Annotated in this window: 16 protein-coding genes and 1 other RNA gene; 7 read left to right on the forward strand and 10 right to left on the reverse strand. The window is 73.3% G+C overall.

Translation table 11 applies throughout. The annotated features are described in order from the left end of the window. The first annotated feature begins 756 nt into the window (after positions 1 to 756). The gene (locus tag ACFZAM_RS18325) at positions 757 to 1,677 is read left to right on the forward strand and encodes a phosphotransferase (protein WP_391047217.1); all 921 of its coding nucleotides are present in this window, start codon (positions 757 to 759) and stop codon (positions 1,675 to 1,677) included. 52 nt (positions 1,678 to 1,729) lie between these two features. On the opposite strand, the gene ACFZAM_RS18330 is transcribed toward ACFZAM_RS18325, so the two are convergent. The 5 genes from ACFZAM_RS18330 to ACFZAM_RS18350 form a co-directional block, all read right to left on the reverse strand. Then, positions 1,730 to 3,328 (reverse strand): hypothetical protein, encoded by a 1,599-nt coding sequence (locus ACFZAM_RS18330; RefSeq protein ID WP_391047219.1) that lies wholly within the window; start codon positions 3,326 to 3,328, stop codon positions 1,730 to 1,732. Positions 3,329 to 3,492: 164 nt separating this feature from the next. Then, positions 3,493 to 4,707, reverse strand: a complete 1,215-nt coding sequence (locus ACFZAM_RS18335) for a GDSL-type esterase/lipase family protein (protein ID WP_391047220.1) — start codon at positions 4,705 to 4,707, stop codon at positions 3,493 to 3,495. Positions 4,708 to 4,713: 6 nt separating this feature from the next. Further along, entirely contained in the window at positions 4,714 to 5,292 is a 579-nt protein-coding gene (locus ACFZAM_RS18340; RefSeq protein WP_355334633.1) for a WHG domain-containing protein, read from the reverse strand. Between the two features lie 211 nt (positions 5,293 to 5,503). Then, complete coding sequence (locus ACFZAM_RS18345) at positions 5,504 to 5,782, reverse strand: hypothetical protein (protein ID WP_391047223.1); 279 nt, start codon at positions 5,780 to 5,782, stop codon at positions 5,504 to 5,506. A gap of 509 nt (positions 5,783 to 6,291) precedes the next feature. Further along, the gene (locus ACFZAM_RS18350; protein WP_391047226.1) at positions 6,292 to 6,843 is read right to left on the reverse strand and encodes a winged helix-turn-helix transcriptional regulator; all 552 of its coding nucleotides are present in this window, start codon (positions 6,841 to 6,843) and stop codon (positions 6,292 to 6,294) included. A 76-nt stretch (positions 6,844 to 6,919) separates the two neighbouring features. On the opposite strand from ACFZAM_RS18350, the gene def reads away from it, so the two are divergent. Further along, positions 6,920 to 7,513, forward strand: coding sequence for a peptide deformylase (gene def / locus ACFZAM_RS18355; protein ID WP_355334644.1), 594 nt, complete (start codon positions 6,920 to 6,922; stop codon positions 7,511 to 7,513). 40 nt (positions 7,514 to 7,553) lie between these two features. On the opposite strand, the gene ACFZAM_RS18360 is transcribed toward def, so the two are convergent. Both ACFZAM_RS18360 and eno read right to left on the reverse strand, forming a co-directional pair. After that, on the reverse strand, positions 7,554 to 8,153 hold the full coding sequence (locus ACFZAM_RS18360; protein WP_391047229.1) for a molybdopterin-dependent oxidoreductase: 600 nt from the start codon (positions 8,151 to 8,153) through the stop codon (positions 7,554 to 7,556). Between the two features lie 261 nt (positions 8,154 to 8,414). Continuing rightward, positions 8,415 to 9,707: a phosphopyruvate hydratase gene (gene eno / locus ACFZAM_RS18365; RefSeq protein ID WP_391047232.1), complete on the reverse strand. Its 1,293-nt coding sequence runs from the start codon at positions 9,705 to 9,707 to the stop codon at positions 8,415 to 8,417. Positions 9,708 to 9,860: 153 nt separating this feature from the next. Here eno and ACFZAM_RS18370 point away from each other — a divergent pair, with 153 nt between their 5' ends. Beyond that, complete coding sequence (locus ACFZAM_RS18370; protein WP_391047235.1) at positions 9,861 to 10,751, forward strand: winged helix-turn-helix transcriptional regulator; 891 nt, start codon at positions 9,861 to 9,863, stop codon at positions 10,749 to 10,751. 15 nt (positions 10,752 to 10,766) lie between these two features. Here ACFZAM_RS18370 and ACFZAM_RS18375 read toward each other — a convergent pair whose 3' ends face one another. Further along, complete coding sequence (locus ACFZAM_RS18375; RefSeq protein ID WP_391047238.1) at positions 10,767 to 11,522, reverse strand: helix-turn-helix domain-containing protein; 756 nt, start codon at positions 11,520 to 11,522, stop codon at positions 10,767 to 10,769. A 46-nt stretch (positions 11,523 to 11,568) separates the two neighbouring features. Between ACFZAM_RS18375 and ACFZAM_RS18380 the strand changes: the two genes are divergently transcribed. The 3 genes from ACFZAM_RS18380 (at position 11,569) to ACFZAM_RS18390 (ending at position 14,415) form a co-directional block, all read left to right on the forward strand. Beyond that, on the forward strand, positions 11,569 to 12,774 hold the full coding sequence (locus ACFZAM_RS18380) for an MFS transporter (RefSeq protein ID WP_391047240.1): 1,206 nt from the start codon (positions 11,569 to 11,571) through the stop codon (positions 12,772 to 12,774). Positions 12,775 to 12,837: 63 nt separating this feature from the next. Next, entirely contained in the window at positions 12,838 to 13,050 is a 213-nt protein-coding gene (locus ACFZAM_RS18385; protein WP_366823727.1) for a hypothetical protein, read from the forward strand. A gap of 189 nt (positions 13,051 to 13,239) precedes the next feature. Continuing rightward, the gene (locus ACFZAM_RS18390; protein WP_391047243.1) at positions 13,240 to 14,415 is read left to right on the forward strand and encodes a type III polyketide synthase; all 1,176 of its coding nucleotides are present in this window, start codon (positions 13,240 to 13,242) and stop codon (positions 14,413 to 14,415) included. Between the two features lie 204 nt (positions 14,416 to 14,619). Here the strand turns inward: ACFZAM_RS18390 and ACFZAM_RS18395 are convergent, their stop codons facing one another. Further along, positions 14,620 to 16,776 carry a SpoIIE family protein phosphatase gene (locus ACFZAM_RS18395; RefSeq protein ID WP_391047245.1) on the reverse strand — a complete coding sequence of 719 codons (2,157 nt, stop codon included), beginning with the start codon at positions 16,774 to 16,776 and terminating at the stop codon, positions 14,620 to 14,622. 284 nt (positions 16,777 to 17,060) lie between these two features. After that, an RNA gene (rnpB, locus tag ACFZAM_RS18400) (RNase P RNA component class A) lies at positions 17,061 to 17,466 on the reverse strand. Between the two features lie 254 nt (positions 17,467 to 17,720). Between rnpB and yaaA the strand changes: the two genes are divergently transcribed. Beyond that, a complete protein-coding gene (yaaA, locus tag ACFZAM_RS18405; protein ID WP_391047247.1) occupies positions 17,721 to 18,506 on the forward strand; it encodes a peroxide stress protein YaaA in 786 nt (261 codons plus the stop codon). Position 18,507: the final 1 nt, after the last annotated feature.

An 18,507-nucleotide genomic window follows, 5' to 3' on the forward strand; every position in this document is an offset into this window, starting at 1 on the left:
CCGGACGGCGAGCCGATCCTTTCAGCGGCGCGGGGTCCCGCGCCTCACCACCCGCCCCAGCGGGGCACTTCGGCCGTCCCCGGACCACCCGCCGGTGGGGGCGCGGGCCCCGGGCGCATGGGGAAGGCGCGCCGCACTGGCGCAGGGCCTGCCTTTAAGGGGCGCGGGGAACTGCGCGCTCAGCCGAAGCGCTCCCGCACCTCACCACCCGCCCCAGCGGGGCAAACTGGTTGCCTCCGGACCACCGGCCGGTGATGGGTTACCCGCGCAGTTCCCCGCGCCCCTGACGGGGCACACCGTCTCTCGTCCGGACGGCGAGCCGATCCTTTCAGCGGCGCGGGGTCCCGCGCCTCACCACCCGCCCCAGCGGGGCACTTCGGCCGTCCCCGGACCACCCGCCGGGGGGGGCGCGGGCCCCGGGCGCACGGGGAAGGCGCGCCGCGCTGGCGCAGGGCCTGCCTTTAAGGGGCGCGGGGAACTGCGCGCTCAGCCGAAGCGCTCCCGCACCTCACCACCCGCCCCAGCGGGGCAATCCGGTTGTCCCCGGACCACCGGCCGGTGACGGGTTACCCGCGCAGTTCCCCGCGCCCCTAACGGGGCCCGCCCTCTTTCGTCCAGACGGCGAGCCGACCTTTTCAGGGGCGCGGGGAACGCTCCCGCGCCTCACCACCCGCCGGAGGGGGCGGGCGGCGCGGACGGCGCGTCTGTGGGGATACGGTCACAGAGGGAACCTCACGGCGAGAGGCGGGACGGCGCGTGGTGGAAGTGGACGGGCACGGGCACGTGACGGCCGACGCGGAGGTTGTGCGGTGGCTGGTGCGGGAGCAGCACCCGGACCTGGCGGAGCTGGAACTGCGTCCGGTGGACGGCGGTTGGGACAACCAACTGTGGCGGTTGGGCGAGGAGTTGGCCGTACGGCTGCCGCGTACGCCGCGCGCACCGGCGCTGCTGGCGAAGGAGCGGCGGTGGCTCCCGCTGCTGGCGCCGCGCCTGCCGCTGCCGGTTCCGACGCCGGTACGCGACGGTGAGCCGTCCGCGCGCTTCCCGCGGCCGTGGGCCGTCACGAGGTGGGTGCCGGGGAGCCCGGCGGACCTCACGCCGATCGGCCGGGGCGAGCACGCGGCCGACGCGCTCGCGGGGTTCCTCACGGCGCTGCACCGGGAGGCACCCGTCGACGCACCGGCCAACCCGGACCGCGGTGTCCCGCTGAAGTCCTTGGCCGACGGGTTCGACCACGGCGTGGCCGCCCTCGCCGAAGGCGGCCTCGACGCGCGCCTGGCCGACGGCGCCCGGCGGGTGTGGGCGGACGCCGTCGCCGCTCCCGAGAGCACCGCCCCGCCAACGTGGCTGCACGGCGACCTCCACCCCGCGAACGTCGTCGTCACGGACGGCACCCTCGCGGGCGTGATCGACTTCGGCGAGCTGTGCGCGGGCGACGCGGCGAACGACCTCGCCGCCGCCTGGCTGCTCCTGCCCGCGGGCGCGGCGCCCCGCTTCTTCGCCGCCTACGGCCGTACGGACCCGGCCGCGATCCGCCGCGCCCGCGGCTACGCGGTCCGGGCCACGCTCGGTCTCATCAGCGTCGGACAGGCGGCCGAGAAGGGCCTGCCCGGCGGAAAGCCCACCTGGGGAGTCGCCGGGCGTGCGGCCCTGGAGCGCGTACTGGCCGACGTCTAGGCCCGGTTGACCAGTCCGGTTGACCAGGACCGGTCGACCAGCCCCGGTACGCCTACGCCCGGTCTGCCGGTTCGTCGTCGCGCCGCCCGCCCGGCTGCCGGGACCCGCGGACCTGGTGGCTCGCCCACCAGATCCAGAAGTCCACTTCCCGGAGGCTGAGTTCACCGATGAGCGCGGCCACCTCGGGATCGTCGGGATCGCGGCCCGTGTCCATCGGCAGCGCCGCGACGCACTCGCGGGCGATTCCACGACCAGTCCGCGTACAGCGCAGCGGTCTGAACGCGGACCGGATGTCGGACGTGGACGGCGTGACGTACACCTCGGACGGCGGCCCGGTGTCGATGGTGCCGTAGGTGGTGTACGACAGGGAGCCGGGGCAACTCCCGCCGCCGATCTGCACGGTACGGCTCGACACGAGCTTGCCGGTGCGCAGTTCGAACACCTTCACCGGGATCGCGATCTTGCGGAATTTCACCTCGCGGGGGAAGTCGGGCAGCAGCTTGTTCTCGTATGGGCAGGTTGTGACCGTCGTGCCGTAGTCCTTGTCGCCGACGCAGACCACGAGTACCGCCTTGGTGACGTCGTCGGCCGACCAGGAGCCGGGCAGTTCGCGGGTGTACTCGTCGTCGCCGTAGAACAGCGCGTGGTGGGTGCCCTTGCGGTAGGGGGCGGCGGCGCTGTACTTCGCCGGTTTCGAGCAGTAGTCGGGCTCGGTGTCGGTCGAAGTGCCCAGCAGCGTACGGACGTTGTCCAGCTCGATGGTCAAGGTGGCCTGCTTGACGCCGCTGCGGGCCTTGGCGGCGAGCCGGTCGCCGGGGTACTGGTCGAGCTGCTGCTGGTAGCGGTCGCGGGCCTTCGCCCACTCCTTGGCCTCCATGAGGTCGTCACCGCAGCCGACGAGCGCGGCGGGCGCGGTCTTCGGGACGACGGCCGCCGCCCGGCCCAAGTAGCCGTGGCCTGGCCTGTGTTGGCGGAGCCAGTCGGTGACCGTGACGGTGTCGCAGGGCACCTTGGTGGGCAGTCGGCCGAGGAAGCCGTTCAGCACGGTGTCGACCATCTTCTCGTGGCCCGGCAGATCCGCGAGTACGGCGGCCAGGCCGTCGAAGCCCGCCGTCAACGCGTGGGTGTCACCGCTCAGTCCGGTGGTCAGCTCGTGCTGCGCCACGCCGAGCCGGTGGCAGGCCCGTACCGTACGGTCGCCGCTCGCGGTCAGCGGCGCGTCGGCCACACGGGGGCCGAACCAAAGACCGTCCTGGGCGCTCAACGCCTGGGCACAGTCGCCGCTCCGGCGCGCGGCGGCCACCTTCCCCTCGGTCCGCGAGGCGTCGAGCCGCAGCAGCCCCGCGACCAGCAGCATCGGCAGGAGGACGGCGAGCGCGATCACCCGCTGCCGAAGGACCGGGCCCCGGCGGCCGAGGAGCAGGTAACCGGCGCTGAGGAGTGAGGCGTTGGCGAGGGCGACGGCCAGCGGGTCGCGCGAGCGCCCGCCGTCGCCCGCGCCCCTGACGGCTCCGGCGATGGCCTGGCCCGCGCCGCCGTCCTCGTTCCCGTCAACGGGGCCCGGACGCTGCCCCGGCAGATAACCCGGCGGGGGCCCCGGCGGCGGTCGCAGCGGGGGCCCCGGCAGCGGTCCCGGCGGCGGCTTCGACACGCCGTCCTGTTCGGATACGTGCCGGGGCTCGGGGTCCGGTGCGGCCTGGGGCGGGTGGTCCCTCTCGGTCCCCTTCGTCGGGCGTGGGCGGTGACCGTCGCCCATTGTCACCACCTGCGCCGGGAGGGGTCCCGGACGCACATCCGCCCTGTTCAGGGGTACTGCTACCGGCTCGCGGCGAAGGCGCCGCTCTCCGCGAAGGCCCGCTCGGCGAAGCGTTCGCCGATACGCCGGTGGGTGGCGGCGTCCGGGTGCAGCTCGTCGGGCAGCGGCAGTTCGGCGTAGTCCGCCTCGCCGTAGAGTTCGCGGCCGTCGAGGTAGTACAGGTGCGGGTCGGTGGCCGCGCGCTCGGCGACGATCCGCTCCAGTTCCGCGCGGATGACGGTCAGGGTCAGCTTGCCCGCCGCCAGCTCCGCCGGGTCGCCGGTGGCGCGGAACCGCAGCTTTCCGGTGCTGAGCGCTTCGAGGTCGAAGGCGGCGGGGCCCGGGGTGTTCTCGTGGATCGGGCTCAGGATCGGCGAGACGACCAGCAGCGGGGTGTCCGGGTGGCCCTCGCGGATGGTGTCGAGGAAGCCGTGCACCGCGGGGCCGAAGGCGCGCAGCCGCATCAGGTCGGCGTTGACGATATTGATGCCGATCTTCACGCTCACCAGGTCGGCGGGCGTGTCGCGCAGGGCGCGGGCCGTGAACGGGTCGAGCAGCGCGCTCCCGCCCAGGCCCAGATTGATCAGCTCCACACCGCCGAGGGAGGCCGCGAGAGCGGGCCATGTGGTGGTGGGGCTCGCCGCGTCGGAGCCGTGGCTGATCGAACTGCCGTGGTGCAGCCAGACCTTACGGCCCCGGTCGGGGACCGGTCCGACGGGCGCGTCGGTGCGCAGCGCGACGATCTCGGTCGTCTCGTTGTGCGGCAGCCAGATCTCGATGTCCTTGTCCGCGTCGGGCAGTTCGGCGAAGCGGAGGGTGCCGGGGTCGCCGGGCTTGTGCTCGGCGGTTCCGGTGCTCATGTCGACGGTCAGGGTGTGGCCGCCGGCCACGCTGCCCTGGCCCGCGGGGCGGCCGTCGACCAGCAGGTCGTAGAGGCCGTCGGGGCGCGGCGGCGCGCCCGCGTACACGCGCTTGGTGGGCAGCGTGTCCAGCTCCACGGTGGTGGCGCGGGTGCGGAACACCAGCCGTACGCCGGAGGGTTGGGACTCGGCCATGGCGAGCTGGGCGTCGGCGCACTGGGCGCGGGCCCGCGCGGGCAGCCGGTGCGGCAGTACGCCGTGTCCGGTGGGCTCCAACTCCAGCGCGCCGCGCACCAGTTCCGCGCCCTCGGACGTGGTGAACAGAGTCGTGGTCCAGTCGCCGTGCTCGGTTCGTGCGTCGTTCTCGGTAGGCATTGCTTTTCAACTTCCGTCTTTTTCCGGCCAGTTCTTCAACAGGGCGTCGAGGGCGTCGATGACGCGTTCCCAGGTGTCCTGGGTGTCGGGCGCGCTGTGGCTGAACCCGCCGCCCATCTCCAGGCCGACGTAGCCGTTGAACACGCTCCCGAGCAGCCGCACCGCGTGCGTCTGGTCCGGCTCGTCGAGGTCGTAGCCGCGCAGGATCGCCCGTGTCATCTCCGCGTGCCGCCCGCCCGCGCTCGCGGCGGCGGCCTGCGGATCGAGGCGGAACTGGGCCGCCGCGTACCGTCCGGGGTGCTCCCGGGCGTAGTCGCGGTACACGTTCGCCAGCCCGGCGAGCGCGTCCTTCCCGGCCCGGCCCGCCAGGGCGGCGGCACCGCGATCGGCCATTTCCGCCAGTGCGAGCTGCGCGATCCCGGTCTGGAGATCGTGCGAATTCCGCACGTGCGAATACAGGCTCGCGACCTTCACGTCGAACCGCCTGGCCAGCTCGGAGACGGTCACCGCGTCGAACCCGACCTCGTCGGCCAGCTCCGCCCCCGCCCGCACCAAACGCTCCCGTGTCAGTCCTACGCGCACCACAGCCGTCCTCCTCGTTACCTAAGTCCATCATGCACATACCTAAAGCCTTTAGGCAAATGACCGCAGTCTGGTGTGACGGCGCCCCCCGCTCATGGTCGGACCGCCGCCGTAAGGCCGCGCGGTGTGGGGCCGCGCGGTGCGGTGTCGCTCACCGCGGGGGCCGCTCGCCGTTGAGCCCGCTCGCCGTGGGACAGAAGGGCCCGGGGCCCGGCTAGTCGATCGGGAAGCGGTAGACCGTCGACTCGCGGGCCCGGAAGCCCAGCCGCTCGTACAGCCGGTTCGCGGCGGCGCGGTCGGGGCGGGACGTCAGGTCCACTGTCCGGGCGACGAGCAGCGTGTGGGCGTCGCACGCCACCAGCCGGTCGATCGCCGCGGCGTCGAGGGGCCGCGCCGTCGCGGACAGCTGCGGCAGCAGCCGGGCGAAGGCGTCGACGAGTTCCTGACCGGTCTCCGGACTGATCTCCCGGACGATCTCCACGCGGGCGTCCATGCGGGGAGCCTATCCAACCGTTCCGCCGCACCGACGCGCCGGAGCCGGGGCGGGCTTGGCCGTAAAACCGGTTGGGCGGGCGATGCGCCGTTGGTAGCGTCCGCAGGACCGTCACACCAGGCGAGGAGGTGGAACCCGTGAAGGCCGGTTCTGACGGGGTGCTCCCTGTCCTCCTCACGGCGTGGACGGCCCGCGTGGACGTCACCGCAGGCGCCGGGATCGCCCGGACGCTTCCCGAGCGCAACACCGCCTGTCTTCTGTGCGGTTCACCGCGCGGACGACGTCAAAAGGCGTCCGTGAACGAGACGTCGCCATGGGTGAGGTCAATGGCCCGCTCCGGCCGCCGCTTTCCCGCTCAGAACAGCCGGCGCTCGTGCTGCTGGGCCACCTCGGCGGCCCGCACAAGAAGGCGCCGCGGACGCTGGGGCGCGCGCAACGCCCTGTGACCGGCGCCGGTTCTCCCGCGCCGGCCCCCGTACACCCGCATCGACACCCTGCGACCTCAGGCCCTAGCCCTCGTCGGGCAGCAGCGGGAAGAGCCGTGCGACGACCGCGACCGGACGGGCCGCGGCGGGGCGGGCCGCCGGATTCGGCTCCCGGTCGCGGTAGCGGGCGAGGGTCTGCCGGATCGCGTCGGCCACGGCGGCCATCTCCTCCGGGGTCAGATACGCGACCGCGCTGAACGCCTCGTCCTGCCGCCACGGGGCGGGAGCGCTGTCGCGCTGGGTCTGCCAGCGCCGGTAGCTCTCGTCCTCCAACCCGCGGGCCAGCTCCCCGAATTCCGTCGCAGGACCCTCCCCCTTCTCCGGCTCCCCCGCCTGCCGGATCCGCCACGGCCGGGCGCGGCCACCGCTGTGCGGGGCCTCCTCGATGTAGCCGTAGCGCGCGAGTTGCCGCAGATGGAACGAGCACAGGCCGGAGCTGTAGCCGAGCCGCCCGGCCGCCTGTGTGGCCGTGACCGTACCGACCTCGGCGAGCAGGCCGAGCAGGTCGCGGCGTACGTCGTGGTCGGGCAGACCGCTGTCCGCCGACGTTCCGGTCTCCGCTTCTTCTTCTGTCACTTTGCAAAGCCTGCTACTTTGCAAAGAGCTTTGCAAGCTTCTGGCCGACGCCACCGCTCCGAGGAGAGTGAGCCCCTTGGTCTCCCGCCCCTTCGACGTGTCCGAGCGCGCCGTCGTGCGCGCCATCACCGTCACCGGCGACGACATCCTGCACCGCCCCTGCCGCGAGGTGACCGAATTCGGGACCACGGAACTGGCCGAGCTGATCGAGGACATGGTGCTCACCATGCACGTCGCCGACGGCGCGGGCCTGGCGGCCAATCAAGTGGGCGTCGGCCTGCGGCTGTTCGTGTACGACTGCTGGGACGACGACGGCGTCCACCACACCGGGCACCTGGTCAATCCCGTGCTCGACGAACCCGCGCCTGCCGACCGGCGGCTCGTCGACGACGCCGAGGGCTGTCTGTCGGTGCCGGGCGCGACGGTGGACGTGCCGCGCACGGACCACGCCGTGGCGCGCGGCTTCGACCAGTACGGCGAGCCGGTCGTCATCGCGGGCAACGGCCAGTTCGGGCGCTGCCTCCAGCACGAGACCGACCACCTGGACGGCCGCCTCTACCTCGACCGCCTCTCACGGCGCGACCGGCGCGAGGCGCTGCGTCAGATGGCCGACCGCCGCGAACACGTCTTCGCCCTGCGCGCGGCCAGGGCCGCCGAGTTGGGCCGCTGACCTCCGCGCACGGGGCTCGGGGGACGCGTCAGGCCGGTCGTCACACCGCCGGGCCGTCGCCGTCCTCCTCCTGGTGGGTGTAGCGCTGCTCCTTCCAGGGGTCCGCGAGGTTGTGGTGGCCGCGCTCCTCCCAGAAGCCGCGCCGGTCCGTCGTCATGTACTCGATGGCACGGAGCCACTTGGGCCCCTTCCAGCTGTACAGATGCGGTACGACCAGGCGTACGGGGAAGCCGTGTTCCGCGGTGAGCTGGTCACCGTTGTGGTGGGTGGCCAGCAGGGTGCCGTCGGCGGTGAAGTCGGCGAGCCGGAGATTGGCGCTGTAGCCGTACTCCGCCCAGGCCATGACGTGGGTGGCGTGCGGCGCCGGGGGCGCCAGGTCCAGCAGGGTGCGGGCGGTGACGCCGAACCACTCGTGGCCGGTCGAGGTCGTCCCGGACGCGCAGTGCAGGTCGGCGGCGACCGTGGCGCGCGGCAGCGCGCTGAACTCCTCAAGGGTCCACGTGTGTTCGCCGCCGGCGGCGGTGGCGCCGAACACCTTCAGGCTCCACCGGTCCGCCCGGAATCTGGGCACGGGTCCGTAGTGCGAGACGGGCCAGCCCCTGACCTTGCGCTGTCCCGGGGGAAGCTCGTCGTTTCCCACTGGGTGATCGTCCTTCCCTGCGGGTCGATGCGGGTCGATGGCACGGCGGCGGTCCCGGTGGTGCGGTGGAGATCCAGCGGCGCGCTGGAATCCGGTGGTGCGAGGAGATCAGGCGTCCGCTCATGCGAGGCCAGACACCGTTAACGATTATCACATGCGGCGGCATCCAGCCCTTTCGCCTCGCATTCGCCGGGCGCCCCACGAAAACCGTTCCCTGGACCCGCTCGACCCCCCGGCCACACCCCCGGGCCCGGCGTGCCGCTAGCGGCGCAGCCCGAGCGCCTCGCGGCCCGCGTACCGCGCCTGCGTCCCCAGCTCCTCCTCGATCCGGATGAGCTGGTTGTACTTGGCGGTGCGGTCGGAGCGCGACAGCGAACCCGTCTTGATCTGACCGCAGCCGGTCGCTACGGCCAGGTCGGCGATGGTGGTGTCCTCGGTCTCGCCGGAGCGGTGCGACATCACGACGGTGTAGCCCGCGCGGTGCGCGGTGCCGACGGTCGCCAACGTCTCAGTGAGCGTGCCGATCTGATTGACCTTCACCAGAACGGAGTTGGCGACGCCGTCGCGGATTCCCTCGCGCAGCAGCGTCTCGTTGGTGCAGAAGACGTCGTCGCCGGTGAGCTGGCAGCGGTCGCCGAGGCGCGCCATGAGCAGCCGCCAGCCGTCGCGGTCGTCCTCGGCCATCGGGTCCTCGATGGACGCCACGGGGTAGTTCGCCACCAACTGGGCCAGGTAATCGGCGTGTTGCTCGACGCTGCGGCGTACGCCCTCGCCGGTGTAGTCGTAGACCCCGTCGCGGAAGAACTCCGACGCGGCGGGGTCCATGACGACGGTGATGTCCGTGCCGGCCTTGTACCCGCTGCGCTCGACGGCGCGTACGACGAAGTCCAGCGCCTCTTCGGCGGTCCGCAGGTCGGGGGCGAAGCCGCCCTCGTCGCCGACCGCGGTGCTGTGCCCCGCGGCCAGCAGGTCGCCGCGCAGGGTGTGGAAGACCTCGGAGCCGATGCGTACGGCCTCGGCGAAGGTGGCCGCGCCGATCGGCGCGATCATGAACTCCTGGAAGTCCAGCGGATTGTCGGCGTGCGCGCCGCCGTTGACGATGTTCATCATCGGCACCGGCAGCAGCCGGGCGTCCACGCCGCCGACGTAGCGGTAGAGCGGCAGCCGGTGCGCGTGCGCGGCGGCCTTGGCGGTGGCCAGGGAGACGCCGAGGATCGCGTTCGCGCCGAGCCGGGACTTGTCGGGCGTGCCGTCCAGCTCGATCAGCGCCGCGTCGACGGCGGCCTGGTCCTCCGCCTCCAGGCCGACGACGACGTCCACGATCGACTCGTTGACGGCGTCGACGGCCCGCCGAACTCCCTTGCCGTGGAAGCGGGCCGGGTCCTCGTCGCGCAGTTCCACCGCCTCGCGGGCGCCGGTCGAGGCTCCGGAGGGTATGGCCGCGCGACCGGTGGAACCGTCGGCCAGCTCGACGTCGACCTCGACCGTCGGATGGCCCCGGCTGTCGATGATCTCGCGGGCGACGACGCGGGTGATGGTGGTCCTGGCGGCCATGGCGGTGGTGCTCCTCACGTGCGGTGCGGACGACAACGACGCGGATGACGACGACGCGGACGGCGACGGCGCGGATGACGATGACACGGACGGCGACGACTAAGTTCCGAGCGAGAACAAAGTGAGTTCAGAAAGTGAATGTACTCTGTGCGGATGAGGATGCACAACGCCGACGAGGACTGCGGGATCGCCCAGGCCGCCGTGGTGATGGCCGACTGGTGGAACGTGCTCGTGCTGCGCGAAATCGCGCGCGGCCACGTGCGGTTCGACGCCCTGGCCTCCGAACTCGGCCTCTCCCGCAAGGTGCTCACCGAACGGCTCGGCGCGCTCGTCGCCCGCGGCGTCCTGCGGCGCAGCCTCTACCAGCGCCGCCCGGTCCGCTACGAATACCTGCTCACCGACTCAGGGCTCGCCCTGCTCCCGCTGCTGGTAGCGATGCAGGACTGGGGCGACCGCTGGGTCCTCGGCGACGGGACGACCACGGCGACCGCGCCGCCGGACGGGGCGGAGCACGCACGCGTGCACGCCCTGGCGGGCGGCGGTACCGATACGGGTACGGGTACGGGCGCGCGGCTGCCCGCGGATCTCCGACTGCCCGCGAGCGACGGCGCCGAGCGCCCCGTCGTCGCCCCGGACGCCGCCGCCACCGTTCTGTTCACCTACCCCGGCACCGGCGTCGACTGGGGCGAGGACCCGATCCCCGGCGCGCCCGGCTGCACACTGGAGAACCGGCTCTTCCGCGACGCCTACGCCGACTTCCGCCGCGCCGACGTCGCCGTCCACGGCGTCAGCACCCAACTCCCCTACGAACAGGCGGCCTTCGCCACCGCCGAAGCCGTCCCGTACCCGCTGCTCTCCGACGCCCAGCAGCGTCTGGCCGCCGCCCTGCGACTGCCGACCTTCCGCGGGGCCGGGCGGCTCCGCCTCAAACGGCTCATCCTCGTCCTCGCCCCCGACCGCACCGTGCGGCACGTCCTCTTCCCCGTCGAGGACATTCCGGCGGCCGTCGAGGAGACGCTGCGCCTGGCGACGGCCGGTCCCTGACCGTCCGCGCAGGAGCTATCCGGCCTGGTCCCGCGACTGGTGCGCGCCCGGCGTATGGCCGAAGGTGCGGCGGAAGACGTCGATGAAGGCGCTGGCGGACGACCAGCCGCACCGGTGGGCCACGGCGGTGACCGGGGTGTTCTCGGCGAGCAGCACCAGGGCGTGGTGGAGGCGGAGTTGGGTGCGCCACTGCGGGAAGGTCATGCCGAGGTCGCTCTTGAAGAGCCGGGACAGCGTACGGTCGCTGGCGCCGACCTGGCGGCCGAGGGCGGTCAGCGTACGGTCGTCGGCCGGGTCGGCGCGCAGGATCGCGCACAGGGACCGGAGTTGGGGCGCGGCCGGCCAGGGCAGGTGGAGCGGCTGCTGCGGTGAGGCGCGCAGTTCGTCGAGCAACACCGCGCGCAGGCGGGCCCGTTCGGGGCTGCCGTCGTCGAGGGTGCGGGTGTGGGCGAGGAGCAGTTCACGCAGCAGCGGGGCGACGGCCAGGACGGTCGGGGTGTCGAGGCCGAGCGGGTTCTCGTTCTCCGGGAGGCCGACCAGGTGGAGTTCGAGTTCGCCGTGGGCCTGGTGGGCGTGGACCGTACCGGCGGGGACCCAGATGGCGCGGGTGGCCGGGGCGACCCAGGAGCCCGCGCTCGTGGTGATGGCCAGCACTCCGCGTCCGGCGTAGACGATCTGGTGGTCGTCGTGCCGGTGCGGGTCGATCTCCGCGCCGGGGGCCAGCCGCTCGGTACGGGTCGGCGCGACCGGCTCATGGCGGATTTTCGTCATTGGTTGGCAGTTTATCGGAAGCCCGACATACCACCGCCTGAAGACCATGGGTGACGTGCCGAAAAACACCTCGATCACGCTGCTGTCCTTCGGGCATGCCTGCGTCGACATCTACCAGGGCGCCGTCGCGGCCCTCGTCCCCTACTTCGTCGCCGAACGCGCCTACAGCTACGCCGCCGCCTCGGGCATCGTGCTCGCCGCGTCCGTCCTGTCCTCCGTGGCCCAGCCGCTGTTCGGCCTGCTCACCGACCGGTGGGCGATGCCGTGGCTGCTGCCGGTGAGCACCGTCCTCGGCGGTGCGGGCATCGCGCTCAGCGGCGTCAGCGGCTCGTACGCGCTCACGCTCGTCTTCGTCGCGGTCTCCGGCGTCGGCGTGGCCGCGTACCACCCGGAGTCCGCGCGCGTCGCCCGCCTCGCGAGCGGGGGCAGCCACAGCGCGATGGGGTGGTTCTCGGTGGGCGGCAACATCGGCTTCGCGCTGGCCCCGCTCATGGTCGCCGCCGTCGTCGCGACGGGCGGCCTGCGCCTCACCCCGCTGCTGGTGCTGCCCGCGCTCGTCGGCAGCGTGCTGTGCCTGCCGGTGCTGCGCGAGCTGGAACGGCGGCGCTCCACCGGGACCTCGGCCGCCGTCGCCGTCGGGCGCGACGACAGGGCGTCCTTCGTGAAGCTCTCCGTGGCCGTGGTCTTCCGCTCGATCGTCTTCATCGGCCTGAGCACCTTCATCTCGCTGTACGCCAAGCAGCGCATGGGCGGCAGTGAAGTGGCGGGCACCGCCGCGCTGTTCGTCCTCTACATCGGCGGCGCGATCGGCTCCGTCCTCGGCGGCTCGCTGGCCGGCCGCTACGACCGCGTCACCGTCACCCGCTGGTCGTATCTGGTCTCGATCCCGTCCGTCGCGGGCGTCGTCCTCGTCCCGGGGCCGGCCCTCTACCTCTTCGTCGCCCTCACCTCGATCGGGCTCTACGTTCCCTTCTCCCTCCAGGTCACCCTCGGCCAGGACTACCTCCCCACCCGTGTCGGCACCGCCAGCGGCATCACGCTCGGGCTCACCGTCAGCATCGGCGGCCTCGCCACCCCCGTCATCGGCGCGGTCGCCGACGCCACCTCGCTGCGTACCGCTCTCGCCCCGCTCATCGTCATGCCCGCCCTGAGCTGGCTGCTGTTCCGGTCCCTCCCCGAGCCCACCGCGCCCCGCTCGTCCCCCGCCGCCGCACCGGAGGACGCGGCCACCGACCCCGCCCTCGCGGGCTAATCCGCGACACGTCGACCGGGCCGCCTCCCGCGCCCCCGGGCCACGGCCCACCAGACTGTCCCCATGTCATCCCCCCGCCGCCGCTGCCCCCAGTGCGGCCGAGAGATCGCCGTCGTGGCGGGCCGCATCGCCCGCCACGACCCACCCCCCGGCCCCCGCACCGCCACCCTCGTCTCCTGCCCCGGCTCCAAATCCCCCGCCGCCCCCACCGCCGCCCAACGCACCCTGGACGGCTACACCATCCCCGACTTTCCCGGCCAACTCCCCTTGTTCTAGACATATCCCCGCACCCACGGAAACAGCCGGTCCGCACGGGCCGCTGGATCCGGCCGAGTTGACCGGTCAGATCGGCGAATTCCTCGACATAGAGGTCGAAACGGTCAATGTGGAATCCGGACTTCCGTTTCGGGGAGAGGGACAATACGGTGATACGGCGCCGTCCGGGCGCCGGGAAGGGGGTGCGGGATGAGCGTGTACATGTGGCCTCCCGCCGTGGTGCCGGGGCCGTACACCATCACTACCGAGGAGATCCTCGCCGAGGTCAACGGCCGTCACCCGGGGGCGAGTTGGCTGAAGCGCGCGGACGGGATGGCCAAGAACACCGGGATCGGGGAGCGGCGGTGGATGCAGCCCCTGGAGGCGATCACGGCGCCGAGCCGCAGCGGCTTCCCCGGGCCCGCGGCCTCAGCGGCGGGCGGGACGGGCGAGACGGGCGAGACCGGCAAGACGGCAGAGGCCGGCCCGCCGGTGCCGCAGACCGTCGAGGAGCGCACCGCGTCGGTGTGGGGGACGGTCCAGGACTGCGCGGAGCGGGCGGCCCGCCAGGCGCTGGAGACCGCGGGAGTCACCCCTGACCAGGTGGATTACGTGGTCACCAGCAACTCGACCACCCCCGCCCTGCCGGGCCTGGACATCGCCTTGTTCAACCGGCTCGGGCTGCGCGAGGACGTGCTGCTGCTGCCGTTCTCGCAGTGGGCCTGCATCGCCGGTACCCGGTCGCTGGCCACCGCTTCGAAACTGCTGGCCGCCGACCCCGGCGCGACGGTGCTGATCGTCATCGCGGAGGCGCTGAGCACCACCTACCAGCCCGACGACACCGGCATCGACTCGCTGCTGATGCGGCTGCTGTTCGCCGACACCGCGGTCGCCGCCGTCGTCCGCGGCCGGCCGGACCAGGGCGCGTTCCTGCGGCTGGACGCCGCGTGGCACCGCACGGTGCCCGGCACCGCCGACATCCACCGGCTGCACACCCGCGCCGACGGGGTGCACTACGAGATGGACCGCTCGGGGCCCAAGTGGGTGCAGTCGACGCTCCCGCCGATGTGGGAGTGGGTGCGCGGCCGTCACACCGACCCGGACTGGCACCCGGACCTGCTGGTGGCCCACCCGGGCGGCACCCGCGTCCTGGAACTCATCCAGGAGAGCGTCCCGAGCTCCTGGCCCGACGTCCCGGGGCCCTGGCCCGACCACCTGCTGGACCACTCCTGGAGCAGCATCGTCACCGGCAACCGTGGCGGCGCCGCCGTATTCGACGTCCTCGACCGCGCCCTCAGCGCGGGCGTACCCGCCGGAGCCCGGACCGTGCTGTACGGAGCGGCGCCGGGGCTGACGGCCACCGCGATGGACGGAGTGTGGCTCTAGCCCGCCGTACGGGACGCGCGGATCACAGGGCCGGTCCGCGCCCAACTGCCCGCCGCCGACGGTCAGTCCGGGGGACACCTACTCGCCGCCAGCGTTCAGTCCGGGGCGAAACTGCCCGCCGCCAGCGTTCAGCCCGGGGCGCAACTGCCCGCCGCCGACCGTCAGTGCGGATCACGCCCACCCGCCGCCGACAGTAGGCCCTGGTCACAACTGCCTTCCTGTGACGGCCAGTTGTGCCCACACCGTGCGCTCCCCCGCGGTCTCCCCGAGCCGCGTCCCCCACGCGGCACTCGTGTGCTGGACGACGAGGAGCCCGCGTCCGCTGGTCTCGGACACTGCGGGGCGGGCGGCCCGCGGCCTGCCGTGCGAGGGGCCGGTGACCTCGCAGATCAGACGGTCGGACAGGTGCAGCAGCCGGAGGGTCACCGGGTCGCCGGTGCCGAACCGCAGGGCGTTGGTGACGAGTTCGGACACCACCAGGGCGCTGCGGCCGTGGGGGTCGGCGATGCCCCACTCGGCGGTGCGGGCGCCGGTCCACGCCCGTGCGCGGGCGACCGCCGTGAGATCGCCCGCGGGCAGGCGGAGTGCGGGCATGTCGGCCGCGGGCAGGCCGTCCATACGCGCCAGGAGCAGCGTGAGGTCGTCGTGCTGCGGCGGCGGCCCGGTGACGTGGTCGACGACCGGGCCGACGACGGCGCTCAGGTCGCCGGTCGCGTAGTGCCAGGACAGTGCCTCCAGCAGGGCGGTCATCCCGTCGTCGAGGTCGCGGCCCGGGTGCTCCACGAGGCCGTCGGTGTAGAGCCCGATCAGGGCGCCCGGCTCGGCGGTGACCTCCAGGGCCTCGTACGGTTCCTCGCGGGCCGTGCCCAGCGGCGGGTGCAGCGGCGGGGCGAGCAGTTCCGCGGCCCCGTCCGGGTGGACCAGCACCGGCGGCAGGTGCCCGGCGCTGACCACGGTGAGCCGCCGGGCGGCCGGGTCGTACACGGCGTAGCAGCAGGTCGTGCCCAGCGCCGCCGCCGCGGCGCCCAGTTCGCCGTCGGTCTCGGCGGTCGCGTGCAGGCTCCCCACGAGGGTGTCCAGGTGGGTCATCACCTCGACCGGCGGGTGGTCGGCGGCGGCCAGGGTCTGGGCGGCCTGGCGCAGTGTGCCCATGACGGCGGCGGCTGCCAGGCCGTGTCCGACGGCGTCGCCGATCACCAGCGCGATCCGGCCGCCCGACAGGCCGATGACGTCCATCCAGTCGCCGCCGAGGCCGGCGCTGTCGGGTGCGGCGGGCCGGTAGGCGCCCGCGGTGTGCATCGCCCGGCTCGGCGAGTGCGGCGGGCGCAGCCTGCGCTGGAGCGCCAGGACCTGCCGGTGCTCGCGCTGATGACGGCGCCCGTGCTCCAGATTCATCGCGGCGCGGAAGGCCAGTTCCTGGACGGCGAGCTGGTCGTCGCCGTCGAAGGCCCCGCGGGGGTTGTCCTCACGCCGCCAGACCGCGACCGTGCCGAGTACGCGCTGCCGCCGGTCGGCGTCGGGGACGGTCAGCGGCGCGAAGGCCACCGCGAGCGGGCCGTGGTCCGGCACCAGGGCCTGTATCAGGTCCGGGTCGTCGCCCAGGGCCCGCTCGATGGCGGCGCGGTCGGGCAGCACGGTGACGCCGGGGTGACCGGTGGTGTCGGAGGCGGGGTGGGCGGGCAGGTCCGGCAGGCGCTCGCCCAGGCGGAGGAAGCCGCGCGGCCACGGCCGGTTCCCCGCCCGGGCGTACGCGGCGCGGCACCGCGGCTCGGTCCGATCGGGCAGGTCCCCGCTCCACAGGCACTGCGCCAGCGACACCGTGACGGCGTCGCCCCAGGGCAGCAGCCCTTCGGCGAGCTGGCGCGCCGTCGTTTCGATCTCCAGGGAGGTGCCCAGGGTCGAGGAGGCGGCGAAGACGTCGAGCTGGGCGCTGACGTCGATCAGGCTGATCACCACCCGGCCCGGAGCCGCCGGGAGGACCGAAAGCGACACCACCGCGGGCGTTCCGTCCGGCCGGATCATGCGCTGGACCCGCGCCAGCAGCGGGCGGCCGGTGGCCAGCACCCGCTCCACCCGGGCGGCGATCGCCGCCGCGTCCTCGGTCGGGAAGAGGTCGGTCGCCCGCGCGCCCGATCCGTCGACCACCCCGTCGAGCCAGGTCCCGGCCAGATCGGCCTCCAGCACGGTCAGCCGCTCGTCGACGACGATGATGCCGAGCGTGTCGTCCGACCCCGCCCCCGACGGCGCGCTCAGCGCGCTGGGCGGCTGCTGCGGAATCATCTCCGTCAGCACGGCACCGACCCGGCCGCCCGCACCGGACGCACCCTCGGAAGAAGCGTGGCTGGAGTTGGGGCTGGTCATCACGGCAAAGTCCGATCATCCGCCAACGGTTGATTTCAGACATTACGGACAATTAGCCAATAAAAACATAAAGAGCAGGTAAAGCGACTCTTTGTTCACCATGACTCACACGGTGTACGGGCCGCGCGATCAGCCCCTCCCGGTGGACCCGCACGCCCCCACCTGCGGTCCAGGACCGCGTCCCGGCAAGAGCCCTCGCGGCACCCAGGAGTGCATCAACGATGCACGACGCGGCTCACCCGACCGTGCTCGCGCCCCGGGCGAGCCCAAGGGGGCGGTGGCGGCAGACGAGTCGAGCTGTACGCCGGGTTCTGTCGCCGGGCGGCCTCGCGGCCGGCCGGGAGACGGCCATCCATCTAGGGCCGGCGTTGCCACCGGCCTCGTGCGGTCTACCCGCGGACTCGGGCGGGCAGCCCTCGAACGTCCGCGCGGGTGCCGTATCGCTACGACGCCCTCTTGACCTTGCTCCGGGTGGGGTTTACCTAGCCGTCCAGGTCACCCTGGACGCTGGTGGTCTCTTACACCACCGTTTCACCCTTACCGGGGACCGAGATCCCCGGCGGTCTGTTTTCTGTGGCACTGTCCCGCGGGTCACCCCGGGTGGCCGTTAGCCACCACCCTGCCCTGTGGAGCCCGGACGTTCCTCGGGAAGCCCCCGAAAGGGCTCCACGCGGCCGTCCGCTCGGCTCGTCTGCCGTGTGGACCATGGTAGTGGCTGCGCGGGGGCGAAGAGCACCGCGGGGTCCGCGACGAGCGTACGGCCGCCCGCCGGGGCCGTCCGGCCGGGCGCGGGCGGACAGGTCCCGTGGGCGGCCCGCCCAGGTCCTACTCTGGTGCGGGCCCCCCGACCAGGCGCGGGCGGCCCGAGCGCGAGCCGTACGACCCCGCGCACCGTGCGACCGCCTGGACCGTACGAACCGCAAGAACCGTATGAAGGAGATGCCGTGCTCGTCCTGTTGCCGCCGTCCGAGGGGAAGGCCACCGGAGGGACGGGGGCCGCGGTCGCGCTGGACTCGCTGTCGCTGCCGGGGCTGAACGAGGCGCGGGCGACGGTCCTCGACGAGCTGGTGGAGCTGTGCTCGGGCGACGAGGAGAAGGCGGCGGAGGTGCTGGGGCTCAGCCCCGGCCTGCGCGGCGAGGTCGCCAAGAACGCGGCGCTGCGGACGGCGCCCGCGATGCCCGCGGCGGAGCTGTACACCGGAGTGCTGTACGACGCGCTGGGCCTGGCGACGCTCGGACGGGCGGCGCGCCGCCGCGCCGAGGAGTCGCTGCTGGTGTTCTCCGGGCTGTGGGGCGCGGTACGGCTCGGCGACCGCATCCCCTCCTACCGCTGCTCGATGGGCGTGAAGCTGCCCGGCGTCGGCGGCCTGGCGGCGTACTGGCGGCGGCAGATGGCCGATGTCCTGCCGGCCGAGGCGGGCGACGGCCTGGTGCTCGACCTGCGCTCGTCGTCGTACGCGGGCGCCTGGAAGCCGGCCGGGGGGGTCGCCGGGCGTACGGCGACGGTCCGGGTGCTCCAGGTGACGATGGTCGGCGGGGTCGAGAAGCGGACGGTCGTCAGCCACTTCAACAAGGCCACCAAGGGCCGTCTGGTCCGCGCCCTGCTGGAGTCCGGCGCCCGGCCGAAGGACCCCAAGGGCCTCGCGCGAACGCTGCGGAAGCTGGGTTTCACGGTGGAGGAGCAGCCGGGTACGGGACGGCTCGACGTCCTGGTGCGCGAGATCCACTGAG

It is taken from the genome of Streptomyces sp. NPDC008079 (genome assembly GCF_042957385.1).
Taxonomy (GTDB): Bacteria; Actinomycetota; Actinomycetes; order Streptomycetales; family Streptomycetaceae; genus Actinacidiphila.

Excerpts from the sequence above, each read along its gene's own strand:
- ACFZAM_RS18380 (WP_391047240.1), top strand. The coding sequence starts at position 11,569 with ATGGGTGACGTGCCGAAAAACACCTCGATCACGCTGCTGTCCTTCGGG.
- ACFZAM_RS18345 (WP_391047223.1), bottom strand. The coding sequence starts at position 5,782 with ATGGACGCCCGCGTGGAGATCGTCCGGGAGATCAGTCCGGAGACCGGT.
- ACFZAM_RS18370 (WP_391047235.1), top strand. The coding sequence starts at position 9,861 with ATGAGGATGCACAACGCCGACGAGGACTGCGGGATCGCCCAGGCCGCC.
- ACFZAM_RS18395 (WP_391047245.1), bottom strand. The coding sequence starts at position 16,776 with ATGACCAGCCCCAACTCCAGCCACGCTTCTTCCGAGGGTGCGTCCGGT.
- ACFZAM_RS18335 (WP_391047220.1), bottom strand. The coding sequence starts at position 4,707 with ATGCCTACCGAGAACGACGCACGAACCGAGCACGGCGACTGGACCACG.
- ACFZAM_RS18385 (WP_366823727.1), top strand. The coding sequence starts at position 12,838 with ATGTCATCCCCCCGCCGCCGCTGCCCCCAGTGCGGCCGAGAGATCGCC.
- eno (WP_391047232.1), bottom strand. The coding sequence starts at position 9,707 with ATGGCCGCCAGGACCACCATCACCCGCGTCGTCGCCCGCGAGATCATC.
- ACFZAM_RS18390 (WP_391047243.1), top strand. The coding sequence starts at position 13,240 with ATGAGCGTGTACATGTGGCCTCCCGCCGTGGTGCCGGGGCCGTACACC.
- ACFZAM_RS18375 (WP_391047238.1), bottom strand. The coding sequence starts at position 11,522 with ATGACGAAAATCCGCCATGAGCCGGTCGCGCCGACCCGTACCGAGCGG.